Below are 18,428 nucleotides of genomic sequence, written 5' to 3'. Positions count from 1 at the left end.
CCGCGTGCACAGACCGCCCCGAGGAGGGCGCTCGCACGGGAAACTCGGCGTGCGAGGAGCGCCCCGGGAGATCACATCGGGAACTCGGTCGGTCTGTCCGTCACCGGAGCGGGCGGGGCGGCCGGTCGCAGCCGGAGCCGCTGCGCGGCGAGCAGCAGCAGGTAGTACGGGTTGAGGAAGAGGTAACGCCGCCACAGTCGGCGGGGTTCCAGCGCCAGCCGCCCCAGCCACTCCCAGCCGTGCCGCTGCATCCACACGGGAGGCCGGCGCAGCATCCCGGCGTGGAAGTCGAAGGCGGCACCGACCGCTAGCAGCGGCATCGGCAGCAGCGGACGCATCGCGTGCACGAAGACCTCCTGGCGCGGACAGCCGAGCCCGACCAGGAGGATCCGCGCCCCGGACCCGGTGATCCGGGCGGCGAGCTTCGCATCCTCACCGGGACGCGCCGTGCGGAACTTGGAGGCCTCGCGACCGACGACCTTCAGGGCGGGGAGCGCGTTCTGCAGGTTCAGGACCAGTCGGTCGAGCGTCTCCTCCGTCGAGCCGTACAGGTACACCGGGAGGCCCTCGTCGGCGGCCGCGCGCAGCACCCGCTCCGTCAGGACCGGCCCGCACACCCGGTCGGTGAGCCCCGTGCCATGCAGCAGGTTCAGGGCCCAGCGCACCGGCTGACCGTCGGGGGTCACCAAGTCGTACGAGTTGAGCCGGGCGCCGTGCTCCCGGTCCAGCACGCCGGTCATCACCCCGTGGACGGCCAGTGCGGTGACCGCGAACGGGCGGCGGTTCCGGGCTGCGGTGAGCACGGCGTCCAGCGCCTGCTCGTAGGTCGTCGCGTCGACGAGGACGCCGAGAACATTCTTTTTCACCGCGCCGGAAGCCACCTGTCCGCGTTGGCCTCGTGGATCTCGTTCATGATCAGGGGCACGTCGTACGTCAACCGCCATTCGGGATAGTGCTGTTCGAACCGGGCGTTGGAGCTGATCCACCAGATGTGGTCGCCGGCCCGGGCCGTGTCCACGTGCTCGACGGTCATCGCGTTCCCGGAGATCCTCTCGGCCAGCGCGATCGCCTCCAGGTTGGAGACGTTGGAGTGCCGGCCACCGCCCAGGTTGTAGACCTCGCCGCTGCGGGGCGCGCGGAAGAACGCCTCGAACGCGGCCACCACGTCGTGGCTGTGGATGGCGTCCCGCACCTGCTTGCCCTTGTGGCCGATGAGCCGGTACGTGCGCTGTTCCATCGCGCAGCGCATCACGTAGGCGAGGAAGCCGTGCAGTTCGGTGGCGGAGTGGCCTGGCCCGGTGAGCGTGCCGCCGCGGAAGCAGGCCGTCCTGAGCCCGAAGTAGCGCCCGTACTCCTGGACCATGACGTCGGCGGCCACCTTCGACGCGCCGAAGACCGAGTGCAGACAGGCGTCGATGGACATGTCCTCGGTGATGCCCGCGCGGTAGCGGTGGCCCCGGGCGATCTCCCAGCGGGTCTCCTCCTCGACCATCGGCAGGGAGTTGGGGCGGTCGCCGTAGACCTTGTTGGTCGAGCAGTGGATCAGTGGGGCGTCGGTGCAGTGCTCGCGGACGTTCTGCAGGACGTTGAGCGTCCCCCCGGCGTTGATGTCGAAGTCCGTGTACGGATCGCGGGCCGCCCAGTCGTGGGACGGCTGGGCCGCGGTGTGAATGACGACGGCGATGTCCCGGCCGTACTTGCGGAACACGGCCGCCAGGGCGTCCCGGTCGCGGATGTCGACGTCCTGGTGCGTGTAGGACCTGCCGAGGTCGGCGGACAGCCGGTCCACGTTCCACGCGGTGGACGCCTCCGGCCCGAAGAACCGGGCGCGCATGTCGTTGTCGACGCCGACCACGTCGAGGCCCAGGCCCGCGAAGTGCCGTACTGCCTCCGACCCGATGAGACCGGCTGAGCCGGTCACCACTGCGACGCTCAAACCAACACCTCCTGAGGAGAGCTGACATGGGTTCCGGGCTGCGCTTCCCGCCGGAGCCGGGCCCGCCGTGCCCGGTCGCCCCCGAGCAGGATTCCGGCTGCCCAGAAGAAGGGGGTGGCGCCGAAGGGTGATTCGAGGATCACGCCCAGCAGTGCCGCGATGAGCAGGGAGATCACCAGCAGCACGCACAGCGAAGTCAGTTCGTCCGGCGGGCCGCCGCGGACGATCCGGAGCGTGATGGTCAGGAGCCTGACCAGGAGGGCGACGACGAGGGCGAGCCCGACGATGCCCAGCCGGGCGAAGCATGTGACCAGGTAGTTGTGGGGGGAGCGCACGCCGATGCCCCGGCCGATGGGAAGGTCGCCGTTGGACAGCTGGAGGAAGTCCGGTCCGAAGCCGACGCCGACCGTCGTGCGTTCCGGGTCGTCCAGGGTGTACCTCACGACCTGTTGCCATGCGATCAGGCGTGCGCGCTTGGTGCCTTGAGCGTTCTCCACGATTTCCGAGGACGACGCGGACGTGGCGTTGAGCGCGAGGAGGCGCTGACCGGCCGGGGACATCGGCAGGACCACCGCCACGGCGAGGACGGCTGTCGCTCCCAGCAGCACGGCGCGGGCGGTGAGCCGGCCGTTGCCGCTGGCCCTGAACACCACGGCCACCAGGACGCAGGCGGCGCAGGAGAGCAGACCTGCCCGGTTGACCTGGGCCAGGCCGGTGACGAGCGCTGCGACCGCCACCGATCCGTGCAGCCAGAGGCGTCCCCGTCGGATCCTCAGGATCGACAGGCCGGCCAGCACCCCGAGCACCGCCACGTCGAAATCGGTGCGGATCTCGAAGACGCGCGTGTTGCCCACCTCGGGCAGGGTCGCGACGAACCGCGGTGCGACTGTCGCCACGACCATCCAGGCGAGGTGCAGCAGCAGTCCGCCGTGGATCATCCGGACGGTTCGCCGTCCGCCCGCCTCGCCCACCCTCTGGTACGCGCTCGCGGACAGATGGGCGATCGCGGCGTAGGCGAACGGCGCCGCGTCACGGGCGGCCGTCCGCACGTCGTCCTCGGTGCCCAGCAGCCGTAGTGCGGTGACGACCAGCAGCAGACCGACCAGGACCCCCGGGCCGTACACGCGGTCGGGGCGTTTCCCGGACAGCGCTCTCAAGGTGACGGCGTGCAGGAAGGCCGCGCCCAGCAGCAGGTCACCGATGTACAGCGGGCCCACTCGCATGTGCGAGACCCAGCGGCCCCCGGTGAGCAGAACGGCGACCACCACCACACCGGCGACGAGACGGTGATCGTTCGTGGGTTCCCGGCCCGATGACGCCATGTGCACCCCCGTCCCCTACGCGAGCGCCGTGGCGCGGTCCCCGGCGACGCGGGTCGCCTCCTCGTACACCCCGGCAATGCGGGCGAGCCAGGCCCGCTCGGTGAAGCGGTCGGTGTACACCTGCCGGCAGTGGGCGCGCAGCGACGGGAAGCGGTCGGCCGCCTCCGCCAGGACCCGGGCGAGCGGCTGGTCCCACCGGGTGACCAGGCCGGTGCCGTGTTCGCGTACCGCATCGGCCACCGACGAGCCCTCGAACGCCAGCGTCGGCAGCCCTGCCGCCAGCGCCTCGACCTGCACGCACGGCTGGACCTCGTACCAGCGGCTGGGGAAGACCAGGCCGCGGTATGCGGGCATCCGACGGCACAGTTCGGCGCGGTCGAGCCGGCCCAGGAACCGGACGGAGGAAGGGGCGGCGGCCCGGCACTCGGCGAGTAGCTCGCCGTCGCCGAACACGTCCAGCGGTGCGTCCGCCGGCCACTGGCGCAGCAGTTCCAGGACGCCCTTCTCGGCCGACAGGCGCGCGGCGACGAGCCAGCGCCCCGTGGCGTCGTCCGGTGCCTCCTCCGACACCGGCGCGTCGACGAAGTTGGGGACGAGGGACAGTCGCCCGGCGGGCACACCGGCCTGGCGGTACGTCTCCTCGCTCAGCCGGGAGTTCACCACCAGCCGGTCGGCGCGGGCCAGCAGGGGATCCCGGGCCGGGCCGTGCCGTCCGGCCCAGGCAAGCGGCAGGGTCGCGGCCCGGGAACCGCGGTAGCAGCCGAAGCGCAGGGCCGCCCACGGGTCGCCGCCCGGGCAGCGGGTGCAGACGGCACCCGCGCGGTAGAGCGTCGCGGCGGCGCACATGGGGCGGTAGTTGTGCAGGGTCGCGACGAGCGGGCCGGCCCACTGCCGGACCCAGGAGCGGCCGAAGTTGGGGAACAGGTTGTGGACGTGCACGAGGTCGGGGGCGAAGTCGCGCAGGCGCGCGAGCGGGTTGTTGCCCCGGCCGGACGCCACGCGTGCCGCCGCCCGCAGCGGGTAGAGCGGGTCCCGGGCCAGTTCGTCGGTGTGCGCGGCGAACAGCTCCACGGTGTGGCCCGCCGTGCCCAGTGCCCGCACCTGGTCGCGCACGAGTGCGTTCTCCCCGCTGGGTTTCCCGGCGGTGTAGAAGCTGTGTACTACCGCGATTCTCATACAGGGCGCCTTCGGTTGTCGTCAGCGGAGCCCGCACGCTCTTCGGGCAAGAGCCAAAATCGCTCAACAGGTGAGCGGTACCGGTGCTTTGGGGAGGCGGTCCCGGCAAGCCCACCCGTCTGGCGGAGCCCGGACACCGCTCCGGCCGCGGGATGCACCCGAGTCGGCCCCCTCGCCCGGATGCTGCTTATCGGGTGATCGCTCTGCGCGGACAAGCGTCGTCACCGGGTCCGCCGTGCACCCGTCGGACACACTCGGTGGCGTCCTCGGAGACGGCTGGAGAGGGTGACCTTGACTGTTCGGGGAGACGTACCTTATGTACCCCTGCCGGGGCGCGCGCCGGAGCAGTTCGACCGGGAGCCGACCCGTCACGGGCGAAGACGCCTGAGCAAACCCGCCTGGTACCGGCCGATCACGGTGGCCGCCGACGCGGTGGGAGCGGGCGTGCCCGCCTACGCCGCCTTCCGTCTGGCCGGCGAGACGCTCGCGCTGTGGTCCGCGGCGGTCGCGGCGCTGGCGTGGGTGTGCGTACGGGCCTCACGCGGCCGCTACACCTGGCGGGACCTCGGGGAGCGGGGCCCCGACCCCGTGCTGCGGGACTGGCTGATCCTCGTGGGGCTGCTCGTGCTGGCGAGAGCGGCGACCGGCGTGGAACCCCCGCGCCAGGTCGCGCTGGCCGGCCTGGTCGCCTGTCTCCCGGTCACGCTGATCTGCCGAGGGCTGACGCACCGGCATCTGCGGGCCCGGCGCCGGTCCGGGCGGGCGGTACGCCGGGCCCTGGTGATCGGAGAGGCGGACGCGCTCGACGCCCTGGCTCAGCATCTGGCGCGGCGCACCGATCACGAGTTCATCGTGGTCGGGGCGTGCGCGATCGGTGACGGGGCCCCCGGCGCGGTGGCTCCGGTCGTGGCACGGCTGAACGCGTCGGCGCCGGAGCGGCCCTCCGACGACTCCCTGCCCGTGCTGACCGCGGCCCGGAGACTGGACGTGGACCTGGTCCTCGTCGTGTCCGGGCCGAGCATGGCGGGCGAGCGGCTGCGCCGACTGTCCTGGGCCGTCCACGAGTACGGTCGTCCGCTCGTCGTCGTGCCCGGCGTGACCGAGGTGGCGCAACGCCGGGTCAGTGTCTCGTCCGTGGCGGGCCTGACGATGCTGCACGTCGCGCCTCCCGTGCGCCGCGGCGCGGCCGCGCTGCTGAAGGAGGTGACGGACCGGGTGGGCGCTGCTGTGCTGCTCGTGCTGCTGGCCCCGGTGTTCCTCGCCGTGGCGATCGCCGTACGGATGGATTCGCCGGGCACGGTCCTGCACCGCCAGCTCCGCGTCGGACAGGGCGGCCGTCCGTTCAGCATGGCGAAGTTCCGCACCATGGTCGCGGACGCCGAGCGGCTCAGGCACGAACTCACCAGGACCAACGAGCACGACGGGCTGATGTTCAAGATGCGCAGCGATCCCCGGATCACGCGGGTGGGCCGGGTGCTGCGGCGCTCGTCGCTGGACGAACTCCCCCAGCTGTTCAACGTGTTGTGCGGGCACATGTCTTTGGTGGGGCCGAGGCCTCCGCTGCCCGACGAGGTGGCGGAGTACAACGAGGTGGAGCTGCGACGGCTGAGCGTCAAACCGGGGCTCACCGGTCTGTGGCAGGTCAGCGGGCGCTCCAACCTGTCCTGGGACGAGACGATCGCCCTGGATCTGCGCTACGTCGACAACTGGTCTCCCACCGTCGATCTCGGCATCCTCGGCCGGACCCTGCGAGCCGTCGTCGAGGGCAACGGCGCCTACTAAGCGCGCGCGCCGGCCCGCCACAGCGCGGCGGGCAGCAAGCCCCGCTCCCGGGCGACCCGCACACCGTGCAGTCCCGCCCCGTACCGTGCACAGCACAGCGCCAGCACCGCCGCCGCCGTCAGCTTGGCCGCGAGGACCACCGGCCCGGGGCAGCTGTCCGCGAGTGCCTGCTGAACGGTCCACAGGGCACCCCAGATCAGGCCGGAGAGCGCGACGGCCTGGGCGTACCCCTGGGCGACCGGCCGGCGGGTGGAGGGGAAGAGCCGGTTCAGCCACAGGGAGAACAGGGTCTGTTTGGTGAGCTGGCTCACCAGCAGGGCCGCCAGCAGTCCGTGGACTTTGAAGCCCAGGTACAGGGCGACGGCCATGCCGGCGACGAGAACCGCCACCTGCACCAGATGGATGACCATCTTGGGTCCCACCGAGCCGATGGCCTCCATGAGCGTGCCCGAGAACTGTGCGACCAGGCCGAGCACGCTGACCAGGCCCAGCATCGGGACCAGCGCCGCGCTGCCCCGCCACTGAGGGCCGAGCAGCAGGGCCACCAACTGGTCGCCGCTCGCGCCGATCACCGCCCACAGGGCGAAGAGGACGAGCGCGGTCAGAGACGTGGAGTCGGCGTAGAAGGCGGCGAGCCGGCCGGTCTCGTGCTGGATGCGGCTGAGGGCCGGCAGGAGCACCTTGCTCGCCGCCTGCTGGATCTGCTGCAGCGGGTACGAGGCCAGCAGAGCGGCGCGGTCGTAGAGCCCGGCGGTGGCGACCCCCAGGTAGCGGCCGATGGCCAGCTTGGGCAGATCGCTCGTGAGGTACTCCAGAAAGCCGTTGACCGAGACCTTCCCGCCGAAGCGCATCACGTCCCGCATGGCCCGCACGTCGAACAGCGGACGGAGCGGGTGCCGGACCAGGAGGTAGGACAGCAGGCTCTGCAGCAGGTTCCAGCCGAGCGTGCCGTAGACCAGACTCCACACACCCGCGCCGAGCAGGGCGGACGCGAGGGAGACCACGCAGTAGCCGACGACGAAGGAGAAGAAGTCGGTGCAGGCGACCGCCCGGTAGCGCATGCTGCGGCTCAGCAGCCCCGTGGCGGGGGCGCCCAGGGCCGCGATCAGCAGACACAGGGCGAGCGCCCGGATCATGCCGGTCAGGTCGGCCGGACCGCGGACCAGTTCGGTGCCGTACGGCGCGAGCCACCAGACCGCCGCGGAGCAGCAGCCGCCGACGGTGAGGGCCAGGGCGAGGATCACGCGTACGTCGCGAGGGGTGAGGGTGGGGCGCTGGATCACCGCGGAGCTCAGGCCGCCCTGCGCGAAGTGGTGGGCGAACCGCGGCACCACGAAGGCCAGGGCCATCAGGCCGAAGTCCTGAGGGGTGAGCAGCCGGGCCATCACCGCCGCGTACGGGATCTGCACCGCGGCGGAGGCCGCGCCGGCGAGGGAGGTCCAGCGCATTCCCCGGACTGTGGCGGACGTCAGCTGCGTCATGGCGACAGGATCCTCCAGCCGTCGTACTGCGCGCTGAAATGCGCGACGCGCGGTATGCGCATTCACACGTGAGAGTGATCGCGCTTTTCCAGTTGACGTCTGTGTGCGCCGCTGAGCTCCGTTCGGGTACCGGCCAAACAGTGCATGACCGCCGCTGCGTTCCGTGGCGAGTCAAGAATCCGCTCATATCCTTTTCAAGGTTTTTGCAGCATCTCCACCCCCCTGAATTCATGGAGAAAGCCATGCGTGTTGCCGTAACCGGTGGGGGCGGTTTTCTGGGCTCGCACCTGTGTGAGGCACTGCTGCGACGCGGAGACGCGGTGGTGTGCCTCGACAACCTGAGTACGGGACGGCCCGAGAACATCGCGCACTTGCGGAAATACCCCGCCTTCGAATTCGTCCATACCGACGTGAGCGTGACCGCGGAAATCTCCGGCACCGTCGACGCGGTCGCCCATCTCGCGAGCCCCGCGTCACCGCCGGACTATCTGCGGCTGCCGTTGCAGACTCTCGCCGTGGGCAGCCGGGGCACCGAGAACGCCCTCGAACTCGCCAGGCGCCACAGCGCCCGGTTCCTGCTCGCCTCCACGAGCGAGGTCTACGGCGATCCGCTGGTCCATCCCCAGGTCGAGGACTACTGGGGGAACGTCAACCCGGTCGGACCGCGCAGCGTGTACGACGAGGCCAAGCGGTACGCCGAGGCCGTCTCGCTCGCCTACCGCCGCACTCACGGCGTCGACGTGGGAATCGTCCGGATCTTCAACACGTACGGTCCGCGCATGCGCCCGCAGGACGGCCGGGTCGTCTCCAGCTTCATCGCCCAGGCTCTCGCCGGGGAACCGCTGACCATCTACGGCGACGGCAAGCAGACCCGCAGCTTCTGCTACGTGAGCGACCTGATCCGGGGGCTGGTCGGGATGCTGGACTCGTCCGAGGCGGGTCCCTTCAATCTGGGGAACCCGGAGGAGTGGCTGGTCTGCGACCTCGCCGAGCTGGTGCTGGATCTCACGGGTTCGGCTTCGCGGATCCAGTACCACCCGCTGCCCACCGACGACCCGGTGCGCCGCCGCCCGGACATCACCCGGATCCGCGAACACCTCGGCTGGCACCCGGAGGTACCAGTCGCGGACGGAGTGCGGCGGACGGTGGAGTGGTTCGCCGGCCGGGCGCACGACACCGCCGGAGCGTGGTGACCGATGCCCGCCCGCACCACCGTCCTGGTGACCGGCGGCGCCGGATTCATCGGCAGCCACACCTGCGTCGAACTCCTGGACCACGGCTATGACGTGGTGGTCGTCGACGACTACTCCAACAGCGTGCCCGGCGCCCTGGAACGTGTGGCGAAGATCGCTGCCCGCCCGCCGGTCGCCGTCCACGAGATCGACCTGCTCGACCGGCGGGCGCTCTCCCGGGTCTTCGACGAGCACCGCGTCGACGCCGTCATCCACTTCGCCGCGCGGAAGGCCGTCGGCGAGTCCGTGGAGCTGCCCGTCGAGTACTACGACACCAACGTCGGCGGCACCACGGCACTCCTGCACGCCATGCGCGACCACGGAGTGCACCGCCTGGTGTTCTCCTCGTCCTGCTCGATCTACGGCGATGCCACCAAGGTGCCGCTCACCGAGGCGGATCCGGCCCGCCCCACCAACCCCTACGCCGCCTCGAAGTGGCTGTGCGAGCAGGTGCTCGCCGACATCTGCCGGCACCTGGCCGGGTTCTCCGTACTGGCCCTGCGTTATTTCAACCCGGTCGGCGCGCACCCCAGCGGACTGCTCGGCGAAGTCCCCCGCAAAGCCGTGCCCAACAACGTGATGCCCTACCTCGCCCGGGTCGCCGCCGGCCGCCTCCCGAGGCTCAGCGTCTTCGGCGGTGACTATCCCACCGCCGACGGCACCGGCGTGCGCGACTACATCCATGTGATGGACGTCGCCGAAGGCCACCGGCTCGCACTGGAACACCTCGACGACGAGGTCGGCATGCGGGTCTTCAACCTCGGTACGGGACGCGGGACTTCGGTGCTCGAACTCCTCGCGGCCTTCCAGCGCGCCTGCGGCAGACCGATCCCGTACGAGGTCACCGACCGTCGGCCCGGCGACGTGCCGGCTCTCGTCGCCGACCCCGGTGCCGTGGCCCGGGCGTGGAACTGGAGCACGGCGCGGGATCTCGACGTCATGTGCCGGGACGCATGGCGATTCCAGGAGCTCAACCCGTCCGGCTACCCGAACTGACACAGAAAGCGGCGAGTGAGATGCGACTGACCGTCATCGGAACGGGATACCTCGGCGCCGTGCACGCCGCGTGCATGGCCGACATCGGCCACGAGGTGCTGGGCGTCGACATCGACGCGGAGAAGATCGCCGCCCTCGCCGAGGGCCGGGTCCCCTTCTTCGAGCCCGGGTTGCAGGAGGTGCTCGGCAGAACCGTCGGATCCGGGCGACTGCGCTTCACCACCTCGCTCGAAGAGGCGGCCGACTTCGGCGAGGTGCACTTCGTCTGCGTGAACACCCCGCAGCGCCGGGACTCCCCGGCCTGCGACCTGCGGGCGGTGGACGCCGTGATCGACGCACTGGCGCCACGGCTGAGCCGCGCCTGCCTGATCGTGGGCAAGTCCACGGTGCCCGCGGGAACGACGGCCCGGCTCACCGCGCGAGTGCAGGAACTGGTCCCACCGGGCAGCGACGTGGAGGTCGCCTGGAACCCGGAGTTCCTCCGCGAGGGCTTCGCCGTCCAGGACACGCTCCGCCCGGAGCGGCTGGTGGCCGGGGTCCTGTCCGGGCGGGCCGACCAGGCCCTGCGCGAGGTGTACGCACCGATGCTGCGGGCAGGCGTGCCCTACATCAGCACGGATCCGGCCACCGCCGAGCTGGTGAAGGTCGCAGCGAACTCGTTCCTCGCCACCAAGATCTCGTTCATCAACGCCATGGCCGAGGTCTGCGACGCCACGGGCGCGGATGTCACCACCCTGGCCGACGCCCTCGGGCATGACACCCGCATCGGCCGCCGCTTCCTCTCCGCGGGCCTCGGGTTCGGGGGCGGCTGCCTCCCGAAGGACATCAGGGCGTTCACGGCCCGCGCCGACGAACTCGGCGTCGGCGACGCGGTGTTGTTCCTGCGCGAGATCGACGAGATCAACACACGGCAGCGGCGACGCACCGTCGACATCGCCCGGGACATGGTGGGCGGGGAGTTCACCGGCCGCCGTATCGCCGTTCTCGGTGCCACGTTCAAGCCCGACAGCGACGACGTCCGCGACTCCCCGGCCCTGGCGGTCGCGGCCGCGATCCACCGGGAGGGCGCGGAGGTGCGGCTCCACGATCCGGAGGGGACGGACAACGCGCGTGCCGTGCTCCCCGTGCTCGGCTACGCCGCCGATGTCACCAAGGCGTGCGAGGGCGCCGACCTGGTGCTGCACCTGACCGAGTGGAGCGACTACCGCCGGATCGACCCGGCCGCCCTTGCCGCCGTGGCACCGGCACGCAGGATCCTCGACGCGCGCAACGCCCTCGATCCGGCGTCGTGGCGCGCGGCCGGCTGGACCCTGCGGGCGCTCGGCCGGCCGCTCCCGCCTCCGCTGCCGAACCAGCAGAGCGCCGCCGACCATGTGCCGGCCGTCTGCTCCGCCGAGGTGGGCTGAGCGGGCCCACCACCGGAGGCCTCAACTGTCGCCCACAGCAAGCCTGTTGTGGGCGACAGTCGCCGTACGGCCGACCGGGAGCCGCATCGCGATGCGGCGGAGTGTGTACGACGGCCGGGCGACCAGGGCCGCCGCGCACAGCACGGCCGCCCTGACATACCGTCGCTCCATCACCGCCAGGCCGGCCTCACGGAACCGGCGCGCCGCGCGGTCCCGTCGCCGCTGCGCCCGTGTGAGGCGGTACGAGGACACGAACGACTCGAGGACGGGCGCGGGCCGTCCTTCGAGCCGGGCCACGGCCCGCTCTTCCACGAAGCGCACGAGCATCATCATCTCGGCGGGTTCACGGGCCGACATGGAGGCGCCGTGCACCCGGTAGGCGCCGAGCGGCCGCATCACCGTGGCGACCCGTCCCGCGAGGGCCAGCCGAGCCATGAGGTCGAGATCGGCGACCGGCGGAAGCGACTCGTCGAACCCTCCTGCGGCCCGCACGGCGTCGGTGCGGGCGACCAGGGAGGAGATCGGGAACGGCATCAGCCCGCCCCGCCGCATGCGCTCCTGGGAGGCGGCGTCCCGTGCGTCCTGACCCGCTCGGCCGAACCGGCGGCCGTTCTCCGACAGATACTGGAAGACCGCGCCGACCGCGACGACCTCGTGGTCGCCCCGCAGGACGCCGATCTGCTCGGCCAGTTTCTCCGGATACCAAAGGTCGTCGGCGTCGAGGAAGGCCACCGCCTCACCCCTGGCGAGGGCGAGACCGCGGTTGCGGGCGGCGCCGACTCCGCCGTTCGCGATCCGTTCGACCCGGACCCGCTCGTCGGCGACGCGTTCGGCGATCGCCGCGCCGCCGTCGGTGGACCCGTCGTCCACCACGATGACGTCGAGCTCTCGGTGGGTCTGGGCGAGGACGGACGCGAGACAGGCGCCGATGTACTTCTCTGTGTTGTACAGAGGGATGATCACTGATACGAGCATGGTTGCCTCTCGGACAGAACGGCGCGATAAAGCTCCTCGGCGGTCTCGGCCTTCGCCGCCCAGGTGTGTTTCCGCGCCCACGCCGGCGCCGCCCGCTCCATGCAGCGGCGGATGTGGTGGTCCTCCAGTACGCCGCTCAGCGCGCAGGCGAGGCGCTGGGGCAGATCGGCGGGATCGCCGAGCGGCACCGACACCGCCCCGCCCGGCGCCGAGAAGTCACTGATGCCGTGGTGGCCCAGATGGACGACGGGCAGACCCCGGGCCCACGCCTCCAGGGTCTGGGTGCTGGAGGAGTCCCGCAGGCTCGTCATCAGGAACACGTCCGCCTCGTCGCAGGCGGCGAAAACCTGCTCCCGCGGCAACAGGCCCCGGAACTCGACGGATTCCCCCACTCCAAGGCGTACCGCGAGCTGTTCCAGGGACGGTCGCAGTGGTCCGTCGCCGAGGATCACGAGGCGCACGCCCGGGATCTCCGACCGCAGCCGCGCGATCGCCCGGACGGCCAGCTCAGGGGTCTTGCGCGGGTGCAGTCTGCCGACCCAGAGCACGGTGGGCGGGCGGTCCGGCCGGGGCAACGGCGCCTCGGCCGGTTGCCGTACGACCGACTCCTGGATGCCGTCGGCCAGCATCAGCCGGGTAGCGGTACGGCTCAGGTCCTGGGCCAGTCGCTCGGTGTCCCGGTTGGTGGCCAAAAGCAGCGCGGCATCGCGAAGCGTCGCGCGACATGCGGGGCGACGGCTCAGACAGCGGACCCACAGCCAGGTCCGCAACGCCTCCTGCCGGTAGGCGGCGCCCAGGTAGCGCCGGTGACTGTGGGGCGCGACCTGGCCACCGCCGACGGGACCGAACACCAGGGGCGGCCCGAGGCGGTGCAGCGCGGAGCCGCCCTGGAGGGAGCCGTAGGAGACGTGGTGCACGAGGTCGGCCTTGTCGAGCCCCTGGTCGCGGGCGTACTCCAGCGCGCGGCGCTGCCAGCCGTCGTAGCGCTTGACCTCCGCCGCCATGTCGCTCAGCGGGCCCGGCAGGAGCCGGGTCCACCGGGGCTCCCGGGGTTCCGCGATGATGTGCGGGCGGATGCGCTCGCCCACGTCCCCCAGTTCCTCGATCCGGTGCTTGATGTGACGCACGTTGTCGGACTCGGGGTGCGTCAGGACCTCCACGGTGTGCCCCCGGCCCGCGAGCGCCTCCGCCCAGCCCCACCCGATGCCCGGTTCGCTGCCGCGGGTCGGGTCGCAGGCGAACGAGACCAGCACGATCCGCAGTCCGCGGGACCGCGGTGCGATTTTCCTATCCACGAACACCTGTCCATCCATGGTGGGGCCCTCGGGCCCTCTCCCGCGAGGCATGTCGGGCATACCGCCCATTTCTCCTATTCTCGGCACGAGATTAAGTGGCTGATGAGGAAAAAGAGGACATCTCCAGTCCGGTGAGAGGCGCGCGTTGGACCTTCGTGGATATCTCAAAGTCTTGGCCAGACGCTGGCCGACCGTCCTGATCTGTCTGTTGCTCGGTGTAGGCGCGGCCCAGACCTTCATCGTCCTGAGCACGCCGGTCTACGCGGCTCGCACCCAGCTCTTCGTGGCGACCCGGTCCGGCGCGGACACCTCCGAACTGAACCAGGGGCAGAGTTTCTCCCAGGCGCGGGTGCAGTCGTACGCGGCGATCGTGGCGACCCGTCAGGTGACCGAGCCCGTGGTGCGCGAACTGGGGCTGACGTACACACCGGAGCAACTCGCCTCGCGGATCACCGCCGAGGCTCCGCTCAACACCGTGCTTATCGACATCACGGTGCGCGACACCGTTCCGGCGCGGGCCGCGCGTATCGCCGACGCCGTGGCGAAGCGCTTCGTCGCGGTCGTCGAGCGGCTGGAGTCGCCGAAGGAGGCCGTTCCGCCGATCGGCGGGACCGCCGAGCCCGTCGCCCAGGTCTCCCCCGTCTCCCTCGGGGTGACCGAACAGGCGAGCGTTCCCACCCGTCCCGTCTCGCCGAAGCGTCTGCTCGACCTCGCGGTCGGAGTGTTCGGTGGGCTGCTGCTCGCCGCCGCGCTGGTCGCGCTGCGTGAGGCGCTCGACACCACCGTCAAGACCAGCGAGGCGCTCGGTGAACTCACCTCGCTGCCGGTGCTCGGCCATATCCCGTACGACAGGAGCTCGGTACGGCAGCGGATCGCGATGGACTCCGCCGGCAGCTCCGTGCGTGCCGAGGCCTTCCGGAAGCTGCGGGCCAACCTGCAGTTCGCTCAGGTCGACGACCGGCCGCGGGTGATCGTCGTGACCAGCTCGGTGCCCGGTGAGGGGAAGACCACCACGGCCGTCAACCTGGCGCTCTCCCTCGCCGACGCGGGGCTGCGGACCTGTCTGGTCGATGCCGACCTGCGCCGTCCCTCCGTGGCCGGCACCTTCGGCCTCGTCCAGGACGCCGGACTGACCACGGTGCTCATCGGCCAGGCGCGCGCCGAGGACGTGGCGCAGCAGGCCGGAGGCCGGCTCACCGTGCTGACCAGCGGTGCCGTACCGCCCAACCCGACCGAACTGCTCGCCTCCGACCGGATGCGGGAGGTGCTGCGCGAACTCGCCGGCGTCTTCGACGTGGTCGTCGTGGACAGCGCCCCGCTGCTCCCGGTCGCCGACACGATCGGTCTGGCCCCGCTCGTCGACGGCGTGCTGTTCGTCGTACGTGCCTCCAAGACCGGTCGCGACCAGGTCCGCGGCGCCGCCGATTCGCTCAGCCGGACGGGTGTGCGCATCCTCGGCACGGTGTTCAGCATGGCCGCCACATTCAAGGGCACGGGGTACGGCTACGGATACGGCTACGGTCCGGCCGAAGTCCCCGTGCCCCGCCCGGCGGTCGGGAGAGCGGGTGCCGTGGACTCCGCCGAGTGGTCTCCCGCGGGCGAGAAATGAGCGGCCCCGTGCACCCGGCGACCGCCTTCGATGTGCTGTTCGTCTGCACCGGCAACCTGCATCGCTCGCCGGTCGCGGAGCGGCTCCTGGCCGCCGCCTTGCCGGAGCACCGGTTCCGGGTCCGCAGCGCGGGCACCGGGGCCAGGCCGGCCCCACTGGACGGCGTGACGCGGGCCCTGATCGACGAACTCGGCGGTGACGCACGGGAGTTCACCGCACGGCGGCTGGACGCCGGGCAGATCGCGAGCGCGGATCTGGTGCTCGGACTGGAGCGCTGTCACCGGGAGACCGCGGTGCGGCTTCACCCGGTGGCCTTGCGCCGCTGTTTCACCCTCCGGGAGTTCGTCCGGCTCCTGGACGGGGCGGGGACCGGTCCCGGCACGCCGCACGAGGCGGTCCGGCTGGCGGCGTCCCGGCGGGGCCAGGTGATCCCCCCGCCGGACGAGTCGGACGGCATCGCCGACCCCTACGGCGCCGCCCCCGCCGTACACCGGGCACGGGCCCTCGAAGTCCGCGCCGCCGTCCTTGCACTGGCCGGGATCCTGGCACCGGGCTCCTCCGGGTCAGCGTCGGCGGCGAGGAGCTCCGCGGCCGGGTCGGCCTGAACGAGCGGTGGGGCGCAGCCCTCTCACAGGGTGCGCCCCACATGGACACGGCCCCACACGGACAGGGCTTCCGTCACTCACCCGTCGCACGGCTTCCCACGGTTCACCCTGACCTGTGTCGGCGTCACCAGCGTCTGCCGCAACACCCTCGGTTCGCCTTCCGCGTCCGGCTCGTCAAGGTGCAGCACCAGCGTGCGGCTTGACTGGCGGGGCAGCTCCAGATCGAGGGTGTACGTCGGGTGGCCCCGCTCGGTGCCGGGGATGGGGTGGATCGGGTGGCCGTCCAGGGTCGCCCCCGTCAGACGCGCTCCTGCTCCGGCGTAGTAGGTCGCGATCACCCGGTTGTCGCCCGGACGGGTCGGGTAGGACGGGAAGTCGACCCGCTGGGTGACGTACCCGGGCAGGCCCGAGGCGGGTGCCCGGTTGGTGAAGGTCATGGTCGCCGTCACCGAACGGCCGGTGTCCGTGCAGGCCCCGGGTGCCCAGACGAGGCTGCGGTCCAGGTAGTAGTCGAGTTTGGTGCCCGCCGCGTTGTTCACCACGAGCCCAGCGAAGGGACCGGGGGCGTCGGGGAGGACGCCGGAGAACGGCCGTGACTCCAGCAGCCGTTGCTCGCTCGCGTGCGCGCTCCACACCTGGAGCCGGCCCGCCCGCTGCACGTCGCGCACGGCACTGAGCAGCGCGGGGATCTGGCTGGTGTCGTCGACCGCGGTCATCAGCCGTCCGGCGGCGGCACGCGCGGCCTCCACGAAGTACGCCTTGCGCCGGGCGACGTCGTCGAACTTGGCGTAGGCGATCCGCTCGGTGACGTCGACGGCGTTGTCCGCGGTGAGTTCGGTGCCGTCGGGCAGCCGGGCCGGGCCGGTGGCGCGGAGCAGCAGGCCGAGCGCACCGGGATCGATGGCGAAGGCGCCGTCCAGGCGCTGGCCGCTCTGGTCGTGCCAGAAGCCGGTCCAGATCCGGGCCGCGTACGGAAAGTGCGGGCTCATGTTGGAGTTGGCCCAGACGCTCGCGGGCTGGTTGTTGCCGTACCCGGCGGCGAACTCGGCCCCCAGGTCCACGGCCGCCCGGCCGCTCATCTCCGTGTTGTTGCCGAAGTGCTCGAACGTCAGCCGCCCCCGTTCCGCCCGCAGCACCGCGAAGGCGCCCGGCAGACCGCCCGTGCCGCGGGCCTCGGCGGTGTTCTGGAACGCGAGGAAGTAGCGCCGCGGACCGTGCACCCCGAGCATCGCCGGCACCACCCGTGCCGCGACGGCGGCGTCGCCGGTCTGCGGGGCGAGTCGGTCGAGCTGATCCGTCAGTTGGGCGCGGGCGCGGTCGACGGGCGGCAGCCAGGTGGAGCCGGGCAGACGGTGGGCTGCTTCCCGCACCTCGGCCGCGACCCGCGCGGCGCGCGTGAACGCCGTTGCCTGCCCTTCCAGTTCGGTCAGGACGTGCGGGATGCCGCCCGTGTGCGCGCTCGCCGTGAGCTGGGGGACCGCTCGGGTCAGCGGCGGCAGGACGTCGGCGGTCAGCCGGTCGGAGAGCCGGGCGATGCCGCGCACGGTCTCCAGGGGGCCGCCGACGAAGGGCAGATGGGCCGCGGTGTACCAGGCGGGCCCGGTGGTGAGCTCGTGGGCCCGCGCCGCGTGCGCGGCCGCGGACCGCGCCAACCGCTCCTGATCGGCCTCCGCGGGAGGCCCCGCGGAAGAGCCCTCGGAGGAGCCCGCCGACGCACCCACGGAGGACCCCGCCGACGCCCCCGCAGTCGTGGCCGGGACCGTGGCCGCCGAGACCGCATCCTTGAGCACGTTCAGATCCCCCTGTGCGGCCAGGAGTTCAGCCCGCGCCATCACCCCCGTCACCCCGATCCAGGCGGCCGCCGCCGCTGGGACAGCGGCGGCGGCGAGCAGCACGTTGCGGACCAGGGTCCTGCGGACGTGCCGCCGTGCCCCTCGGCCGTCCGGGGCGGGCCCGGGACGGCCGAGAAGGCGCAGACGTACGCGGGGACGCACCGTCATGAGTTGCCGCGACGGCGGGCCACCAGCAGGGCACCGCCACCCAGGGCGACGAGGCCGGCTGCCACGCCTCCCAGCGCCAGCTCCATCGTGTTGTCCTCACCGGTGTGGGCGAGGTGCGGCTTGTCGGGGCGCCCGTTGTGGTGCCCGTCGTCCGAGCCACCCGGGTGGTGCCCGCCCTCGGAGCCGTTGCCGTCTCCGTGGCCGTTGCCGTGCCCTCCGTTGCCGTGCCCGTTGCCCTGGCCGTTGTCGCAGTCGCCCTCGTGCTCGTCGCCGTAGTCGTCCCCGTAGCCGTGCGGCTTCGGGGGGTACGCCGTGTGCGTCGGGCACGGTGTGGGCGGGTACGGGTTGTCCACGGCGTACGCGGTCCCCGTGGCGGCCAGCGGTGCTGCGAAGAGCGCAGCAGCCGTGGCGGCCGAGGCCACGACGGACCGCCAGTGCGGCGATGTCGTCTTCATTTCCACTCTCCTCGACATAGGTAGGCCCGGCGGCGGCGTCGGCAGCGCCAAGGACCCGGATATGTCATAAGTAGGAAAATCGAAGAACAAATAACGGTATGTCGCCCAGAGTCACCTGATGGGGTAGCGCGAATGACACATCGAGGCCCCCTGCCCGG

At 71.8% G+C, this 18,428-nt stretch carries 16 protein-coding genes; 6 read left to right on the top strand and 10 right to left on the bottom strand.

All coding sequences use genetic code 11. The features are described 5' to 3' along the window. Positions 1-71: 71 nt before the first annotated feature. The 4 genes from OHN19_RS20280 to OHN19_RS20265 are packed head-to-tail and all read right to left on the bottom strand — an operon-like array spanning position 72 to position 4,434. The gene (locus OHN19_RS20280; RefSeq protein ID WP_330265546.1) at positions 72-866 is read right to left on the bottom strand and encodes a WecB/TagA/CpsF family glycosyltransferase; all 795 of its coding nucleotides are present in this window, start codon (positions 864-866) and stop codon (positions 72-74) included. After that, positions 863-1,936, bottom strand: a complete 1,074-nt coding sequence (locus OHN19_RS20275; RefSeq protein ID WP_330265545.1) for an NAD-dependent epimerase/dehydratase family protein — start codon at positions 1,934-1,936, stop codon at positions 863-865. Before OHN19_RS20275 ends, OHN19_RS20280 begins: the two co-directional genes overlap by 4 nt. Continuing rightward, positions 1,933-3,258 carry an O-antigen ligase family protein gene (locus tag OHN19_RS20270; protein ID WP_330265544.1) on the bottom strand — a complete coding sequence of 442 codons (1,326 nt, stop codon included), beginning with the start codon at positions 3,256-3,258 and terminating at the stop codon, positions 1,933-1,935. The genes OHN19_RS20275 and OHN19_RS20270 overlap by 4 nt, the downstream gene beginning before the upstream one ends. Positions 3,259-3,273: 15 nt before the next feature. Then, entirely contained in the window at positions 3,274-4,434 is a 1,161-nt protein-coding gene (locus tag OHN19_RS20265; protein WP_330265543.1) for a glycosyltransferase family 4 protein, read from the bottom strand. A gap of 444 nt (positions 4,435-4,878) precedes the next feature. Between OHN19_RS20265 and OHN19_RS20260 the strand changes: the two genes are divergently transcribed. Further along, positions 4,879-6,216 carry a sugar transferase gene (locus OHN19_RS20260; RefSeq protein ID WP_330265542.1) on the top strand — a complete coding sequence of 446 codons (1,338 nt, stop codon included), beginning with the start codon at positions 4,879-4,881 and terminating at the stop codon, positions 6,214-6,216. Here the strand turns inward: OHN19_RS20260 and OHN19_RS20255 are convergent. Beyond that, a complete protein-coding gene (locus OHN19_RS20255) occupies positions 6,213-7,697 on the bottom strand; it encodes an oligosaccharide flippase family protein (protein ID WP_330265541.1) in 1,485 nt (494 codons plus the stop codon). The two genes, OHN19_RS20260 and OHN19_RS20255, sit on opposite strands and share 4 nt — an antisense overlap. Positions 7,698-7,891: 194 nt before the next feature. Then, entirely contained in the window at positions 7,892-8,101 is a 210-nt protein-coding gene (locus OHN19_RS20250) for a hypothetical protein (RefSeq protein WP_330269859.1), read from the bottom strand. On the opposite strand from OHN19_RS20250, the gene OHN19_RS20245 reads away from it, so the two are divergent. Genes OHN19_RS20245 through OHN19_RS20235 form a run of 3 tightly spaced genes read left to right on the top strand, consistent with a single transcriptional unit; the run spans position 8,000 to position 11,331 of the window. Further along, positions 8,000-8,890: a UDP-glucuronic acid decarboxylase family protein gene (locus tag OHN19_RS20245; RefSeq protein ID WP_330269657.1), complete on the top strand. Its 891-nt coding sequence runs from the start codon at positions 8,000-8,002 to the stop codon at positions 8,888-8,890. The two genes, OHN19_RS20250 and OHN19_RS20245, sit on opposite strands and share 102 nt — an antisense overlap. A gap of 3 nt (positions 8,891-8,893) precedes the next feature. Then, a complete protein-coding gene (gene galE, locus OHN19_RS20240) occupies positions 8,894-9,925 on the top strand; it encodes a UDP-glucose 4-epimerase GalE (protein WP_330265540.1) in 1,032 nt (343 codons plus the stop codon). Between the two features lie 20 nt (positions 9,926-9,945). Next, complete coding sequence (locus tag OHN19_RS20235; RefSeq protein ID WP_330265539.1) at positions 9,946-11,331, top strand: UDP-glucose/GDP-mannose dehydrogenase family protein; 1,386 nt, start codon at positions 9,946-9,948, stop codon at positions 11,329-11,331. 21 nt (positions 11,332-11,352) lie between these two features. Here OHN19_RS20235 and OHN19_RS20230 read toward each other — a convergent pair whose 3' ends face one another. Then, entirely contained in the window at positions 11,353-12,294 is a 942-nt protein-coding gene (locus OHN19_RS20230) for a glycosyltransferase (protein WP_330265538.1), read from the bottom strand. Next, a complete protein-coding gene (locus OHN19_RS20225; protein WP_330265537.1) occupies positions 12,291-13,601 on the bottom strand; it encodes a glycosyltransferase family 4 protein in 1,311 nt (436 codons plus the stop codon). The genes OHN19_RS20230 and OHN19_RS20225 overlap by 4 nt, the downstream gene beginning before the upstream one ends. A gap of 145 nt (positions 13,602-13,746) precedes the next feature. Between OHN19_RS20225 and OHN19_RS20220 the strand changes: the two genes are divergently transcribed. Together OHN19_RS20220 and OHN19_RS20215 are read left to right on the top strand one after the other, a co-directional pair. Further along, on the top strand, positions 13,747-15,210 hold the full coding sequence (locus OHN19_RS20220) for a polysaccharide biosynthesis tyrosine autokinase (protein ID WP_330265536.1): 1,464 nt from the start codon (positions 13,747-13,749) through the stop codon (positions 15,208-15,210). A gap of 8 nt (positions 15,211-15,218) precedes the next feature. After that, positions 15,219-15,815 (top strand): low molecular weight phosphatase family protein, encoded by a 597-nt coding sequence (locus tag OHN19_RS20215; protein ID WP_330265535.1) that lies wholly within the window; start codon positions 15,219-15,221, stop codon positions 15,813-15,815. 77 nt (positions 15,816-15,892) lie between these two features. On the opposite strand, the gene OHN19_RS20210 is transcribed toward OHN19_RS20215, so the two are convergent. Further along, the gene (locus tag OHN19_RS20210) at positions 15,893-17,815 is read right to left on the bottom strand and encodes a DUF4012 domain-containing protein (protein ID WP_330265534.1); all 1,923 of its coding nucleotides are present in this window, start codon (positions 17,813-17,815) and stop codon (positions 15,893-15,895) included. Continuing rightward, positions 17,812-18,270: an LPXTG cell wall anchor domain-containing protein gene (locus OHN19_RS20205; RefSeq protein ID WP_330265533.1), complete on the bottom strand. Its 459-nt coding sequence runs from the start codon at positions 18,268-18,270 to the stop codon at positions 17,812-17,814. Before OHN19_RS20205 ends, OHN19_RS20210 begins: the two co-directional genes overlap by 4 nt. Positions 18,271-18,428 lie beyond the last annotated feature (158 nt).

It is taken from the genome of Streptomyces griseorubiginosus, assembly GCF_036345115.1.
GTDB classification, from domain to species: domain Bacteria; phylum Actinomycetota; class Actinomycetes; order Streptomycetales; family Streptomycetaceae; genus Streptomyces; species Streptomyces griseorubiginosus_C.
The sequence above is the reverse complement of the archived record's forward strand: the minus strand, read 5'-3'. Positions and strand labels throughout refer to the sequence as shown.

Bases quoted from the DNA above. Each gene is read 5' to 3' on its own strand.
- OHN19_RS20270 (WP_330265544.1), bottom strand. From the start codon at position 3,258: ATGGCGTCATCGGGCCGGGAACCCACGAACGATCACCGTCTCGTCGCC.
- OHN19_RS20265 (WP_330265543.1), bottom strand. From the start codon at position 4,434: ATGAGAATCGCGGTAGTACACAGCTTCTACACCGCCGGGAAACCCAGC.
- OHN19_RS20255 (WP_330265541.1), bottom strand. From the start codon at position 7,697: ATGACGCAGCTGACGTCCGCCACAGTCCGGGGAATGCGCTGGACCTCC.
- OHN19_RS20250 (WP_330269859.1), bottom strand. From the start codon at position 8,101: ATGGACGAATTCGAAGGCGGGGTATTTCCGCAAGTGCGCGATGTTCTC.
- galE (WP_330265540.1), top strand. From the start codon at position 8,894: ATGCCCGCCCGCACCACCGTCCTGGTGACCGGCGGCGCCGGATTCATC.
- OHN19_RS20235 (WP_330265539.1), top strand. From the start codon at position 9,946: ATGCGACTGACCGTCATCGGAACGGGATACCTCGGCGCCGTGCACGCC.
- OHN19_RS20210 (WP_330265534.1), bottom strand. From the start codon at position 17,815: ATGACGGTGCGTCCCCGCGTACGTCTGCGCCTTCTCGGCCGTCCCGGG.
- OHN19_RS20205 (WP_330265533.1), bottom strand. From the start codon at position 18,270: ATGAAGACGACATCGCCGCACTGGCGGTCCGTCGTGGCCTCGGCCGCC.